We start from the raw sequence: 14,627 nt of genomic DNA, 5'->3' as shown, positions 1-14,627 counted from the left end.
GTCATCGAGACTGTCGGGGCGGTCAACGTTAACCTCGCACCGCGAAAAATCATAATAAAGAGAGATTCCCATGTCACAGAGCGCCACTGCCGCACTGGCCAGCGATGACGATAAAAACGCCATCTACAAGCGCATCACCCTGCGCCTGATCCCCTTCATCTTTATCTGCTACCTGTTCAACTACCTGGACCGAGTGAACGTTGGCTTTGCCAAGTTGCAGATGCTCGATGCGTTGAAATTCAGCGAAACCGTATACGGCCTGGGGGCCGGGATTTTCTTTATCGGCTACGTGCTGTGTGGCGTGCCGAGCAACCTGGCGCTGACCAAGTTCGGCCCACGGCGCTGGATCGCGTTGATGATGATCGTGTGGGGCACGCTGTCTACCTGCCTGCTGTTTGTGACCACGCCGACGCATTTCTACACGTTGCGCCTGTTTACCGGTGCCGCTGAAGCCGGTTTCTTCCCCGGTGTGGTGCTGTACCTCTCGCAGTGGTTCCCGACCTTCCGCCGCGGACGGATCATGGCGCTGTTCATGTCGGCGATCCCGGTGTCCGGCTTGCTCGGTAGCCCCTTCTCCGGCTGGATTCTCAACCACTTTGCCGCCGGTCAAGGTGGCCTGGCGGGCTGGCAGTGGATGTTCCTGCTGCAGGGCATCCCGACCGTGATCCTCGGCGCCCTCGCCTACTTCCTGCTCAGTGACAGCTTCGCCAATGCCAAGTGGCTCACGCCCCATGAGCGCGCAGTGCTGGAAGCCGACCAAGCCACGGACCTGGCGAACAAGCCTAAAACCACCAGCGACTCCCTGGCCGAAGTGTTCAAGAACCCGGCGATCTGGGCATTTGGCCTGATTTACTTCTGCATCCAGAGCGGCGTGTATGCGATCAACTTCTGGCTACCATCGATCATCAAGAACCTGGGTTTCAGCGATAACCTGGTGATTGGCTGGCTCAGTGCGATCCCGTATCTGTTGGCGGCAGTGTTCATGTTGCTGGTAGGCCGCTCGGCCGACTTGCGCAAGGAACGTCGCTGGCACCTGGTGGTGCCAATGCTGATGGGTGCAATCGGTCTGCTGATTGCGGTGAGCTTCGCCACCACACCGGCCATCGCCATCCTCGGCCTGACCATCGCTACCATGGGCGCCCTTACCGGCCTGCCGATGTTCTGGCCGGTGCCTACCGCCATGCTCAGCGCAGGTGCCGCGGCGGGTGGCCTGGCGTTGATCAACTCCATGGGGCAGATGGCGGGCTTTCTCAGCCCGTATATCGTGGGTTTTGTGAAAGACGCCACCGGGTCCACTGATGTGGCGCTGTATCTGCTGGCGGCCGTGATTGTCGCCGGGAGTGTATTGGCGTTGCGCATGACGCGGACCTTGCAGGCATAAGACAGCCCAATGTGAGAGGGGCCTTGTTTCCGATGATTTAGTGTCAGTGCGCGCATCTGTGACTGAACCACCGCCATCGGGGGCAAGCCCCCTCCCACATTTTGATCTCTGTTGCCTTTGCAGGCTGTGTCAGACCTTAGGCAAGCAGCGAATACACCAACGCAGTAATTGCCCCCCTGTGGGAGGGGGCTTGCCCCCCGATACAGTAGTTCAGTCAATTCATAGTTGACTGATACACCGTTATCGGGAGCCCTGTGTCTACAGCAAGCCGCCGCCATCGATATCGATAACGGTGCCGGTCATGAAGCCGTTCTCCATGGCCAATACATACCCCGCCGCGACTTCTTCAGCCTGCCCTACCCGGCCAACCGGCAATGTCTCGCCGGTCTTGGCAAACATCGCCAAACGCTGCTCTTCGGCCAACCCGGCATAGGCTGGGGTGTCGATTACGCCGGGGCTGATGACATTGACGCGACGCGGCGCCAGCTCCTTGGCCAGTTGCTTGCCCAAGGCTTCGGTCGCGGCGTTGATGCCAGTCTTGATGAACTGCCCTGCTGCCAGCTTGCGCCCCAGTTGACCCGAAGTCAGGCTGATGCTGCCGTGCTCACCCAGGAATGGCAGCGCCTGTTGAATCGCACGTAGCGCGCCCCAGAGTTTCACATTGAAATTGTCCCGGGCTTCGTCAAGGTCGGTTTCGATCAGCGTTTTGGCCCGCACCGAAGGTCCCGAGGTGTAGACCAGGTGGTCAAAGTGGCCCACCGTTTCGAACAAGCGCTGCAACGATGCGCTATCGGTGACGTCCACCGGTTCGCTGCGTACGCCGTTATCGCTGCCGGAGGTCAAGCGCCGCCCTGCCAGCACTACGTGCGCACCGCGAGCGGTGACTGCCTGGGCCACTGCGGCGCCGATGCCGCTGCTGCCGCCAATTACGATGACGGTTTTACCGCTGAGGGAAGATGTCATGGGAGAACTACCTGCATGAGAAAGTGAGCGTTCATCTTCCCAGCTTGGCAATCAGCAAAAAATCCCGGTAAAACGACAAGATCTTTAAAGGATTTTTAATAATGAGCTCAATTCTCGACCTTGAAGTCTTTGTACGCAGTGCCGACACCGGCAGCCTGACAGCCGCCGCCCGTGGGCTTGGCTTGACACCGGCAGCGGCCAGCATTGCCCTTAAGCGCCTGGAAACCCGGCTCGGTATCCGCTTGCTCGCCCGTTCCACCCGCAGCATGCGCCTGACCGAAGAAGGCCGGCGTTATCTGGACAGCGTGCGGGTAGCGCTGGAGGCGCTGTCGGAGGGCGAACACGCCATCAAGCAACAAGGCCAAAGCCTCAGCGGTTTATTGCAACTGGCGGCGCCCTCGGATTTCGGCCGCAATGTGCTGCTGGGCTGGCTGGATGAGTTCAAGCTTGAGCACCCCAATATCCGCCTGCAACTGCTGCTCAACGACAGCAATGCCGACTTGTTTCGCGATACCGTCGACATTGCCCTGCGCTTTGGCGTACCAAGGGACTCCAGCCTGGTGGCGTTGCCGGTGGTGCCCGGCCACCAGCGCATGGCCTGCGCCAGTCCTGACTACCTCGCGCGCCACGGCACACCGCGCACGCCGGCGGACTTGGCGCAGCACAGTACGTTGCGTTACATGCGCCGCGGGCAGGCCAATAGCACGTGGTACTTCCGCCAGGGCGCGCTGCTCCAGGAGGTCGACGTCAGCGGCGATTACCTCAGCGACGATGGAGAAATCGTCCGCCGCTGGGCGCTGGCGGGCCACGGCATCGCCTATAAAGCCAACTTGGATATTGCCCGTGATATCCAGGCCGGTCGGCTGGTAGCGCTGTTGCCCGACTGGCAGGGCGAGCCGACCCCTTTCAACCTGATGTGCCCCCACCGTCTGCAAGTGTCGGAACGGGTGAAAGTGCTGCACCGTTTTCTACAGGCACGCTGCCAGACGTTACTGGGTACATGAAGAAACGCGCCCAGGGCTTGTTCCAGAGGCGTCGGGTCTGGTATTGCAGTACTCACGTTTCCCTGCGATGAGGAGCTCTCCATGATTTACCGCACATTGGGCCAGTCCGGCTTGAAGGTCAGCGCATTGACCCTCGGCACCATGATGTTTGGCGAACAGACCAGTACCGAAGACTCGCTGCGCATCATCGACAAGGCCTGGGGCCAAGGCATTAACTTTATCGATACCGCCGACGTCTACACCGGCGGGCGCTCCGAAGAGATAGTCGGCGAAGCCATTGCGCGTAACCGCCAGGACTGGATAGTAGCCAGCAAGGTCGGCTTCGGCCCCGCCGATGGCTTGCCCAACCGCAGTGGTTTGAACCGCAAGCGTATTTTCAACGCCGTGGAAGCCAGTCTTGGGCGCCTGGATACCGATTACCTGGACATCTACTACCTGCACCGTGAAGACCATGACACGCCGCTGGAAGTGACCGTGTCGGCCATCGGCGACCTGATCCGCCAAGGCAAGATCCGCTATTGGGGCCTGTCCAACTATCGCGGTTGGCGTATCGCCGAGGTGATTCGCGTGGCCGAGCGTCTGGGGGTGGATAAACCCGTCATCAGTCAGCCGCTGTACAACATCGTCAATCGCCAGGCCGAGGTCGAGCAAATCACCGCGGCGGCTGCCTACGGGTTGGGCGTGGTGCCTTATAGCCCGCTGGCCCGAGGGGTGCTAAGCGGCAAATATGCGCCGGACGTCACGCCCGAACCTGGCAGCCGGGCCGCACGGCAGGACAAGCGCATCCTGGAAACCGAATGGCGGAGGGAGTCGTTGCGCATCGCCCAGCAGATCCAGCAATACACCCAAGGGCGTGGCGTGGGCATGGTCGAGTTTGCCATTGCCTGGGTATTGAACAATGCCGCAGTGAGTTCCGCGATTGTCGGGCCGCGCACCGAGGCGCAATGGGATGCGTACACCGGGGCGCTGGCGGTGAAGATCACTGCTGAAGACGAGGCATTTATTGATTCCTTGGTCACACCCGGGCATTCATCCACGCCGGGGTTCAACGATGTCGGCCATTTCGTCTCAGGCCGTGTAGCGTGGCGAGCAGGCTGAAATCTACCTGATGCATGGAGATTAAAATGTCGGCGGGGCTTGCTCCGATAGCGGTGCTGCAATCAGTTCATCTGTAGCTGCCACACTGCCTATTAGGAGCAAGTCGAATCGTCGCCCGCCCCTCCCACATTTTATTTCTCGCAAAAACCGCCATACTCCGCCCCAGGAACTGGATATGAATCGGCTTTCGCGAGGACAGCGTGTCTAAAGGTGTAGTGTTATCGGTATTGGCCTCGGTGTTGTTTGCCGTGATGTATTACTTCACGTCGCTGCTCACGCCCTTGAGCGGCCTGGAGATTTTCGGCTGGCGCATGCTGCTGACCGTACCATGCATGACCGTGTTCATGATCGTCAGCGGTGAATGGCGAAGGGTGTTGGAACTGCTGCGCATGCTTGCCACCAAGCCACGTCTGGTCGGCGGTGTGCTGGCCTCTTCGGCCTTGCTGGGCGTGCAATTGTGGCTGTTCATGTGGGCGCCGCTGAATGGACGCAGCCTGGATGTATCGGTGGGGTATTTCCTATTGCCGCTGACCATGGTGCTGACAGGGCGCTTGGTGTACGGCGAACGCTTGTCGCGGCTGCAGCAGATTGCGGTGGTGTTTGCCGCGCTCGGCGTTTTGAATGAGCTGTATCAGGCCGGCGGTTTTTCCTGGGCAACCCTGGTAGTGATCATCGGTTACCCGGTGTACTTCGTGGTGCGCAAGTACCTGACTACCGATCACTTGGGTGGCCTGTGGCTGGACATGGCGCTGATGCTGCCAGTAGCTTGGTGGTTTGTGCAGAGCGGCGAACAGGGATTTGCCGTGCTCGATGTGCACCCCAGGCTGTATGCATTGATTCCGATGCTGGGTTTGATCAGTGCCTCGGCGCTGGTGAGCTATATCATTGCCAGTCGCTTGCTCGCATTCAGCTTGTTCGGGCTGCTCAGTTACGTGGAGCCGGTGTTACTGCTGGTGGTGGCGCTCTTGCTGGGAGAAGGCATCAAGGGTGGCCAATGGCTGACTTACATTCCCATCTGGCTGGCGGTGATGGTGCTGGTATATGAAGGGTTCAAGCATTTGGTGCGTCAACGTCGGGTTTGAGTAAAAGACTGGGAATGGGTGCCGGTTGCGGGGGTATCCGTACCCCTTCCGTACTACAGGGGGATGGCCTCAGGTCATTACCTGAGTCGTGGTTTCTTCGGGCGTACCGACCACGCTCTCGATGAAATCGGCTGCGGTATTCAGGTTTTCCCTCGCTGTGCCGTAGCGGGGAATATTGCTCTGGACCTCATTACCGAATTTTTCCAACTGTTGATCCATAATCTCCTTCTCAACACCAAACACATTGCCGAGCCGATTGTCGTGGTTCAGCTCAAGCAGCGTTCCTGTGACGGGGTTTTTCACGATTTCTTCGATGGATTCGGCTATGTCGTCAGGAACACCAAACTGTTTCAATGCAGTCCCTAGACCGTGCCCCGGGTTTCTGAGCTGCTTGCCGAGGTAGGCCCAGAAGTCACTCAGGTCATTAGGTCCTGCTTTTTCCATAGCCTGGCGCGCGACGTGCTTTTTGGCGAACTTGTCGGGTGACTCTGAACTTGGTTCGCCGAGCGGTTCTTTATTGTTCAGCCCGTCTTTCACAAAGTAATAACCGCCCTCACTGCCACCCCGAAAGTTACCATAAGCATCGTAATCATATACGACATGTTTTCCATCCTCCCGTGTACCGACATAGGTCGCTTTGCCATCGGAAGCGAGGTTGTAAAGCCTGGTGTTGACTAGCCCGTTGACCTCCACTGGCGGAACCGTTACATCCCTGTTCAAGCGCGCGAAAATATCATCGCGCTCTCGACCAAAACTTCCCACTGCAACGCTGGATTGTTCATCCTTGCCAAACTCCTTTAGTTGCTCCCTGACCCGCTCCTCCTGCCCGAGAGCTTCAGGGTGAGAGAAGTGTCCGGCTAATCGGTCTAGTTCGGCAGGGTCTTGGGCCATATTCCTAACCCATTCAGTCATCTGTTCAGCGGTTTCGAACTTGTAGAACGACATGACTTCATCCTCCGGCATATACACGATGAAATTAGTCATCCCCTCCGTTACAGGCACGCGCTTGATCACCATCATGTCTCGGGATTGAGCGCCATCGACGGCAAAAGTCGAGACACTCACGAAAGGTGCCCCCGGCTTGTCTGGATTCACCACCGCCTTTATCAACTGATTCTCGTCGGCAGTTAAACCGCCATTGAGGTGCTGTAATTCACCTTCGTCGAGGAAACGCTTTCGCGCCACCTCGATCGGGTCCCCATCATCGGTCGAGCGGACATTGCGAATGGGGCCAGCCTGTTGCGGCGGGATGGGATCACCTAACCTTGGCCGAAGAGAAGGAGTATGCACAGTCGTCATATGAGGGCCTCGTCTAAATTAGGGTGCAGGTTTTTTCCTACGCCCGGCCCTTATGTGATACTTGGTGAAACATTTGTTCCCGTTTGGCCGTCGCTAAATTGCAACTCGATGCAACACACACAAAAAAGCCCGGTATAAACCCGGGCTTTTTGCTTATCCAGTGGGTCAGTCGGCGGTCAATACACCACGACGTACTTGGTCACGCTCAATCGACTCGAAAAGCGCCTTGAAGTTGCCCTCGCCGAACCCATCGTCGCCTTTGCGCTGGATGAATTCAAAGAACACCGGCCCCATCAGGGTTTCCGAGAAAATCTGCAGCAGCAGGCGCTTGTCACCGGCGACCGACGAACCATCCAGCAAGATGCCACGCGATTGCAGTTGGTCGACCGGTTCACCGTGGTTGGGCAGGCGGCCTTCCAGCATTTCGTAGTAAGTATCCGGCGGCGCGGTCATGAAGCGCATACCGATCTTCTTCAGCGCGTCCCAGGTCTTGACCAGATCGTCGGTGAGGAATGCTACGTGCTGGATGCCCTCGCCGTTGAACTGCATCAGGAACTCTTCGATCTGCCCGGCGCCCTTGGACGATTCTTCGTTCAACGGGATGCGGATCTTGCCGTCCGGCGCGCTCATGGCCTTGGAAGTCAGGCCGGTGTATTCGCCCTTGATGTCGAAATAACGCGCTTCACGGAAGTTGAACAGCTTCTCGTAGAAATTGGCCCAGTAGATCATGCGTCCGCGGTAGACGTTGTGGGTCAGGTGGTCGATAACCTTGAGACCGGCACCGACCGGGTTGCGGTCAACACCTTCGAGGTAGACGAAGTCGATATCGTAGATCGAGTTGCCCTCGCCAAAACGGTCGATCAGGTACAACGGCGAACCGCCGATACCCTTGATCGCCGGCAGGTTCAGCTCCATCGGGCCGGTTTCGATGTGAATCGGCTGGGCACCCAGTTCCAGGGCACGGTTGTAGGCCTGTTGCGAATCCTTGACGCGAAACGCCATGCCGCACACCGACGGGCCGTGTTCGGCCGCAAAATACGCCGCCAGGCTGCCCGGTTCGTTGTTGAGAATCAGGTTGATCTCGCCCTGGCGATACAGGTGCACGTCCTTGGAGCGGTGAGTCGCCACCTTGGTGAAGCCCATGATCTCGAAGATCGGCTCCAGGGTACCCGGGGTGGGCGAGGCGAATTCGATAAATTCAAAGCCCATCAGGCCCATTGGGTTTTCGTATTGGTCGGTCATGTTCGTGCCTCATCATTCTTGTGGGTAGCAATTGTCTATTTGCAAGCAAGGATGAGGTCCGAGGGTGGCGCGCAGGAAAGGCCTCGCACGCTGCGGGCGAGGAAGTCACCAAAGATGAGGGGAGAGCCAAGTAGCTTCATGGTGTCATCAGTCTCTGACGGCCGAGGCTTGCGTGAGCGCAAGTCCATATTCTTGTATGCGTAAATCGATTCTACACAGCGTAAACCAGTTTGTCCGTACTCTTATCAAATCCCTGTTGCCCTGCCCCGTGCAAGAGGTTTATTGCACAAGTAGATGCCCAACAGGATGACCGCGCCACCCGCCAGCATCGGCGCCGTCAAGGCTTCGTCCAGCAGCAATCCGCCACATATCACCGCCGTCAGCGGGTTGAGGGCGATGAACACACCGGAGCGGGTCGCGCCGATTCGCCGGATGCCGTCGTAATAACCAATATAGGCCAGGGCCGAACCCAGCACACCCAGGTACAGCAGGCTGTACCACTGCGCCAGCTGCAGCGCACTGAAACCTTGCAGCGTCAGCCGACCGGTGGCGAGGGTAGCAAGGGTCAACATCAGCGTACCCCAGAGCACCGACCAAGTGACGGTTTGCACCGGTCCCAATGTCTGGTTGAGTTCCCGGGACAGCAGCGAATAGGCGCCCCAGGCCATTACGCAGCCCAGGATCAACAGGTCACCGATCCAGGCGTTGCGCGCCCCCTGCATGAGGTTGGGATTGCGGCTCACGATCACCACTGCCGCCCCCAGCAGGCACAGCCCGATACCCAGCCACTTGACCCGGCCCAGGCGCTCCTTGAACAACAACCAGGACGCCAAGCCAATCACTGCCGGGTTCAATGCCACGATCAAGGACGCCCGCGACGCATTGATGTAGTGCAGGCCATAGAAAAAACACAGGTTGTAGAAAAAGATGCCGCATAGGCCCAGCAGTACCAGCCGCGCCATTTGCCCCGTAGTTGGGCGCGCCAGTGGGGTCCGCGCACAGGCCAGGAACAGCAGCAGCGCCAGGCTGGCCAGGATAAACCGCAGGCTGGCCGCGAACAGCGGGTCCACTTGATCGGCCAGAAAGCGCCCGGCGACGAAGGTCCCGCCCCAGATCATGGTGACAGCGGCCAGCTTCAGGTAAGTAAGGCCTTCGCGGGCATGCATAAGAAAGTGCTCAACGTGAGAAAGGATGGGATTATTCTTTTACTAATGATCAGTCATCGTAAAATAAGGCTTTACTCATGACCCTGACCCAGTTGGAAATCTTCTCCCTGGTCGCCGAACTCCGAGGTTTCACCAGTGCGGCGCATCGCCTGGGCATCAGCCAATCGGCGGTGTCCCATGCAATCAAGGCCCTGGAGCAGGAACTGGGGGTGGAGTTGTTTCGCCGGCACCAGACCCTGGTGGAACTGAGCGATATCGGCGAGCAGTTACTCGGGCGCGCACGGGGCATGCTGGGCCTGGCCAACACTTTGCAGCAGGAAGCCGCCGATGCCCGCGGGATGAAGCGCGGCACGCTGCGCATCGGCTCATTCGGCCCCACTGCTTCGAACCGTTTGCTACCGACCATTCTCAGCCACTTTCGCCGAGACTATCCGGGTATCGAAGTGCATGTAGACGAAGGGCCGGATCGGCAGGTCATCCAATGGCTGGATCAGCGCCGGGTGGATGTGGGTTTCGTGGTACTGGAGCAGGAACGCTTCGACACCGTGGCCCTGCTCGAAGACCAACTGGTGGCGCTGATACCGGTCGGCCATCCCTTGGCGGCAAGCATGGCGGTACCCCTGCACGCGTTGTGCGATGACCCGTTCATCCTAACCGAGGCAGGCTCCGCAGAGCTGGTCACGCGTTTGTTTGGTGAAGCGCAGTTGCAACCTAAAGTGCGTTATCGCTGCACCCAGCTACTCACTACCCTGGAGGCGGTCAGCCGTGGCGACGGTCTGAGTATCGTGGCCCAGGGCTCACTGCCGACCGATGCCGACCAGCGCTACGTTGCCCGCCCCTTGTCGCCGGGCGTACCGCGCCGCATAGGCCTGGCGGTGCTGGATCGCCGCCAGGCCTCTCCCGCAACCCTGGCGTTTATCGCACTGGCACAAACGCTGTACCCCGATCCCCGGGCTCAGCGGTAGCTCAGGGTGAACGAGGCCAGGCCGTTGGCGCTCCCAGGCTTGATGGTCGATGCGGTTTGAACGTAGCGGGCGGTCAAGGGAATCGTCAGGGTGCCGTTGCCCGTGCTTGCGACCTGCCATTGGTTGGGGTTGCCCACGCCGGAGGAATCGGGCCCATAGCTTACCAACCGGTCGCCACTGAGCAATTGCAGGGCGACGCCACGGGCGTCCGAGTTGCGGGTCAAGGACAACTGGTTACTGCGGTTGCCGGGTTCCGTCTGGTCAGTCACGGTGATCCATACATCCAGGATGCCGCCGGTGCCGCCGGCACAGTCCAGGGTGATGCTGCGACTGACGCTGCCGGCGCTGCTGCCGACTCCCTTGAAATCGCGGCTGGGCACCTGCCCCAGCGGCATGGCAAGCGACGGCGTGCTCACCCGACAAGTCGGCTTTTGCGGCGGCAATATCACGGTATCGGCAAAGTTGACCGAGGCTGCACCGGGGCTTTCGATATTGACATTGGTCAGCACATACCTGGCGACTGTGTTCCCAGGAATGGTGCCCGACGTGATCGGGCCCGTTGCCACCAGGTACACACGCCCTTGCAGGCCCCAGCCATTGGGTTTGTTGTGCTTGATGTCCAACAGCGTGACGCCGGTGTGGGTGATGACCTTCAAATACTGGGACGGATCCCCGGCCATCATGACGAACCCGACGCCAGGGTAGCTGGTCGCATAGACGGGCAACGTCAGACCATTGGCGTTGAACGTCATGCCGGTTGCCGGCGAATTGACCACGCTGAGGTTGGCCGACACCGGATGCGACAATGGCCAGTCAGTGTAGCGGCACTGCATGACAAAGCCATTGCTGGCGAAGTCATAGCCGCTTGGGTAGCCAATCGCCTCGCCCACCTGCAGGTTGTTAGGCAGGGTGATGGGCGGGAAGGATAGCGTCACCGGGGCTTGGGGGGTACAGACGCCTGCATTGAAATGCGCCTGTGCGTCCATCGCGAATGCGCCAATACTCAAGCACACGCCAATCTGTATAAGCCTGAACATAAATTGCCGGATACCGTTCATAGCGCCAAATCCTTAGTGCGACCCAAAGACACTGCGTGCGTACGCGTCATGCCATGGTCATCCAGGGTGGTAAATCGCAGCGCGGCCGTACCCTGCCCCCGCGGCGCCCGGCCCTTCAGCACGATGCGGGCAACCGAATGCGGCAACAGCATCGGCGGGGCCTCACTGGGGTACTCGACGCCATCCACGGTCAGCAACACGCTGGAAAGCGTCACATGAAAGGCACTGGGATTGCGCACCTGCAGGGCCGGGCCGTCGCCCGCCAGGCGCCACTGCAACGTATCCACCGCCTGCTGCGCTTGGCCTGGCAACGCATCGGGGCGCAGGAACAGTTTGATCCGTGTGCGAAAGGCAAATTGCAGCTGGTTGCCGGTGTCGACGGTCGGCCGGATCCCCAGCACATTCAGCCAGTACACCGACTCCTGGGGTGCGGCCATGGCCTTGTCTTGGGGCGCGTGATACATCACCCGCAATGCGCGGTGCTTGCCGGCATCCAGGCGCAGGATTGGCGGGGTCACCGTAAAGGGCACGTCACTCGACTCAGGCGCGACCTGCGGGTCGCCCGCATCGATCCACACCTGGACCAATCGCGGGCCGTCGGCCTCATTGTGCAGGTTGACCGTTACCCCTGGGGCGCTGGCCGTGTAAATGATGCGCGTGCGGTCAATGACGATTTCCCCATGGGCCAACACCGCCTGCACCGCCAGGGCCAGGCCAAGCATCGCGTTGAACAATCGATGAGTCATCAGCTGCGCTCCTCGTCCGCATCACCATGCTCGGCACATTGACTGACCAACTGGTCCGCGTTTTCCTGGCGTTGCTCGGGCCTGCGCGGCGGCAAACGGTAATGGATAAAGCACTGGTCACCCGCCCCTGCATTCCAGCGCACCGTCAACCGTCCCTGGTCGGCAACCCCGCGCACAAAAGCCTTGCCAGCCTGGCCGATCACGCCGATTTCGACGCCGCGTTCGTCAAACACCTGGGCGGCAAATGGCAACGGCTTGCCATCCATATGGGTGGCCTTGATCACCACGGCACGGCCACTGACGGTCTCGAACCTGACCAGTGAGACGGCCCCCAGCGTCGGCACCACGGCGTGACTCGATTCCTTAAGTTCCACATCCATGGGCATGCCCTCGGGATCGATATCTACTTCATTGCGCTGAAAAGCCCTGAGGGCTGGCAGCACCGCATAACCCTGCTTATCGATACGCGCCCCGCTGCTGCCGAGCCGGGCACCTTGTGCATCCGGCGCATACACCAGTGCCGAGGCTTCACCGAGGTTTTGCGCCAAGGTCACGCCCCCCTTGTGGGCTATCAGCCCGCCATCGGCACTCATGGATAGTTGTGAACTGTCGCGGGCCTGGGCATAGCCGGCCCGCAGGCTCGTGGCGCGGCTGCGATAGCCGGCGTAGGCATTGAAGCTGGAGCCTTGCTGGTGGCCCGTGCCACGGCTGCCGGTCAGCCCGTAGCTGGCTTCACCGGCGTCACCCAGCAAACCATTGACCCCCACCTGATGCTGGCTGCCGCGTGAATCGCCAGCATCGTGCGACAGGCTGCTGCTCAGGGTCGGCGCATGCGTTCCTGCGCCCAATGGCATGGACAGTGTCAGCACCAGGTGATTATCCACGCGCCCGGCCTGCGCCGACCGGCCAAAAAAGATTTCGTCGCTGCGCTCGTGATCGTTCAATTGATGGGTTTCACTGACACGCGAGCGCTGCGCCGAGAGGTTCCAGTTAAGTGACTTCCAATTAGCCGCATAACTGAGGGTGAAGGATGTCTGGCGCCCTTGGCCGCCCGCCCAGTAGTCGATGGAGCTGCCATACAGGCTCAGCGAGCCTGCGCCCAACTGCTGGCTGATTGTCAGGTCGAGGCGGCTTTTCTGCCTGGCGTAACTGTTGATACTCCCGCCTTGGCGGGCCAGTTCCCGCACATTGAGCGCATCAGGCAGGTTCAGGTACCCGGCCGTGGAGAAACGATAGGCGCCCAGCGCAAAGTGCGTCCCCGAGAACGGCAGGTTCTTGTTATAGGCCAGGCCCCAGCTTTGCCCACCGACTACCCCCAGCCCCTGAACCTGGGTGCGCGAGTGGGTGCTGTCGAGGGAGAACGCGCCAATCGGAGTACTCATCGCCAGGCCGGCCTTGGCCTGGTCGTAGCCTTGGGAAAGCGTACTGCCACCATAGGCGCTCAGACGATCGCCCAGGCCATGCTGCAGCGTACCCTGCAAGATCAGCGGGCTGGCGTCGCTGACGCCGTATTGCTGCAACTGCCCCAAGGTCATGCTGTAGTGGCTGGCACCGTCACGCAGCAGGTAAGGCGCCACGGAGTAAGGCACCACGAAGCTGCTGCGCCGGCCGTCGACCTCGGTGACACTGACATGCAGGTCGCCACCGTACCCGGTGGGGTACAGGTCATCGATGACAAACGGCCCCGGGGCCACTGTGGTTTCGTAAAGGGTGTAGCCGTTCTGGCGCACTGTCACCGTTGCATTGCTGTCGGCAATGCCCCGCACCTGAGGCGCATAGCCTTGTTGCGACTGGGCAAGCATGCGGTCATCGGTGGCCAGGGTGATGCCGCGTACACGCACACCGTCGAGGATCTGGCCACTGCTGAAGCTGTCGCCGACGGTCAGTTGTGAACGCCAGGCGGCAAGGGACCGTTGCAGGTAGGTGGCGGTGTGTTGATAAGGCGCCAGGCCGCCACCGGATGCCCATGCCTGCCCACCCTGATGGCGTAGCCGCCAGTCGCCCAGGTTGAGACCGCCGTTGAGACCCAGGTAGCCACGATCCTCACCAGCGCCCGCTGTCACCGTCGCAGCACTGAAGTTGTAGTTGAGCAGCGCGGCGTCAATGCCATTGTCCCACTCAGACGGGTCAATGTAGCCGCGCGCGGAACGGTTGATATAGATCTGGGGGATGCTGACATCCAGGGTCAGGGTCTCGATATCGACGCGGCTGCTGGCCATGGGTATCCACTCGGCAAAATCCCGGCAGGCATGCTCGGTGTTATCCGCCAGCGCCTGCACAGAAACCCCCAGTTGGCCAAGCTCGGCAGCGTTCAGGCAAGGCTGGGCGTCGTCCTGCCCGGCAAGGGGGGCGAAGGTGATCTCGCGGCGTCCCATCGATTGCCCGTTGAGCATCACATCCACGCGGTAGACACCTGGCGCCAACACGTTGCTGGTATTGAAGCGTGAGATATCAGCCGAAGAGGACAGGCCGCTGGCGAACGCCTCGATGTCAAACAACAGTGGCGCGGCCTCTGCCGACATCAATAAGGTACTGAGCAGGCCCAGCCATAGCAGTAACCTGGGGTTGGCAAACAGCCAGGCAGTGAAGCGGTGAACGGGTACTTGCAATAAGGCATACATGA

The 14,627-nt window shown here is 60.1% G+C and carries 12 protein-coding genes; 5 read left to right on the top strand and 7 right to left on the bottom strand.

The features are described from left to right. Nucleotides 1–70: 70 nt before the first annotated feature. Nucleotides 71–1,381 (top strand): MFS transporter, encoded by a 1,311-nt coding sequence (locus tag NMB39_RS14555; protein ID WP_306957969.1) that lies wholly within the window; start codon nt 71–73, stop codon nt 1,379–1,381. 258 nt (nt 1,382–1,639) lie between these two features. Here NMB39_RS14555 and NMB39_RS14550 read toward each other — a convergent pair whose 3' ends face one another. Further along, nucleotides 1,640–2,344 (bottom strand): SDR family oxidoreductase, encoded by a 705-nt coding sequence (locus NMB39_RS14550; protein WP_057022251.1) that lies wholly within the window; start codon nt 2,342–2,344, stop codon nt 1,640–1,642. 101 nt (nt 2,345–2,445) lie between these two features. On the opposite strand from NMB39_RS14550, the gene NMB39_RS14545 reads away from it, so the two are divergent. The 3 genes from NMB39_RS14545 (at nt 2,446) to rarD (ending at nt 5,528) form a co-directional block, all read left to right on the top strand. Continuing rightward, entirely contained in the window at nt 2,446–3,348 is a 903-nt protein-coding gene (locus NMB39_RS14545; protein ID WP_057022250.1) for a LysR family transcriptional regulator, read from the top strand. A gap of 81 nt (nt 3,349–3,429) precedes the next feature. Next, on the top strand, nt 3,430–4,446 hold the full coding sequence (locus tag NMB39_RS14540) for an aldo/keto reductase (RefSeq protein WP_494338978.1): 1,017 nt from the start codon (nt 3,430–3,432) through the stop codon (nt 4,444–4,446). Between the two features lie 200 nt (nt 4,447–4,646). Next, entirely contained in the window at nt 4,647–5,528 is an 882-nt protein-coding gene (gene rarD / locus NMB39_RS14535; protein WP_057022248.1) for an EamA family transporter RarD, read from the top strand. Between the two features lie 69 nt (nt 5,529–5,597). On the opposite strand, the gene NMB39_RS14530 is transcribed toward rarD, so the two are convergent. The 3 genes from NMB39_RS14530 to NMB39_RS14520 form a co-directional block, all read right to left on the bottom strand. Continuing rightward, complete coding sequence (locus tag NMB39_RS14530) at nt 5,598–6,827, bottom strand: dermonecrotic toxin domain-containing protein (protein ID WP_494338979.1); 1,230 nt, start codon at nt 6,825–6,827, stop codon at nt 5,598–5,600. A 165-nt stretch (nt 6,828–6,992) separates the two neighbouring features. Then, the gene (hppD, locus tag NMB39_RS14525; RefSeq protein WP_057023914.1) at nt 6,993–8,069 is read right to left on the bottom strand and encodes a 4-hydroxyphenylpyruvate dioxygenase; all 1,077 of its coding nucleotides are present in this window, start codon (nt 8,067–8,069) and stop codon (nt 6,993–6,995) included. Nucleotides 8,070–8,314: 245 nt separating this feature from the next. Then, nucleotides 8,315–9,235 (bottom strand): DMT family transporter, encoded by a 921-nt coding sequence (locus NMB39_RS14520; protein ID WP_057023915.1) that lies wholly within the window; start codon nt 9,233–9,235, stop codon nt 8,315–8,317. Nucleotides 9,236–9,312: 77 nt separating this feature from the next. Here NMB39_RS14520 and NMB39_RS14515 point away from each other — a divergent pair, with 77 nt between their 5' ends. Beyond that, nucleotides 9,313–10,200, top strand: coding sequence for a LysR family transcriptional regulator (locus tag NMB39_RS14515; protein ID WP_057023916.1), 888 nt, complete (start codon nt 9,313–9,315; stop codon nt 10,198–10,200). Here the strand turns inward: NMB39_RS14515 and NMB39_RS14510 are convergent. The 3 genes from NMB39_RS14510 to NMB39_RS14500 are packed head-to-tail and all read right to left on the bottom strand — an operon-like array spanning nt 10,191 to nt 14,625. After that, complete coding sequence (locus NMB39_RS14510) at nt 10,191–11,258, bottom strand: fimbrial protein (RefSeq protein ID WP_124356131.1); 1,068 nt, start codon at nt 11,256–11,258, stop codon at nt 10,191–10,193. The two genes, NMB39_RS14515 and NMB39_RS14510, sit on opposite strands and share 10 nt — an antisense overlap. After that, the gene (locus NMB39_RS14505; RefSeq protein WP_057023917.1) at nt 11,255–12,004 is read right to left on the bottom strand and encodes a fimbrial biogenesis chaperone; all 750 of its coding nucleotides are present in this window, start codon (nt 12,002–12,004) and stop codon (nt 11,255–11,257) included. The genes NMB39_RS14510 and NMB39_RS14505 overlap by 4 nt, the downstream gene beginning before the upstream one ends. Beyond that, nucleotides 12,004–14,625, bottom strand: a complete 2,622-nt coding sequence (locus NMB39_RS14500; protein ID WP_494338980.1) for a fimbria/pilus outer membrane usher protein — start codon at nt 14,623–14,625, stop codon at nt 12,004–12,006. The genes NMB39_RS14505 and NMB39_RS14500 overlap by 1 nt, the downstream gene beginning before the upstream one ends. Between the last annotated feature and the right edge of the window lie 2 nt (nt 14,626–14,627).

This window comes from Pseudomonas sp. FBCC-B545, from assembly GCF_059134095.1.
This window is presented reverse-complemented; position numbering and strand designations above follow the sequence as displayed.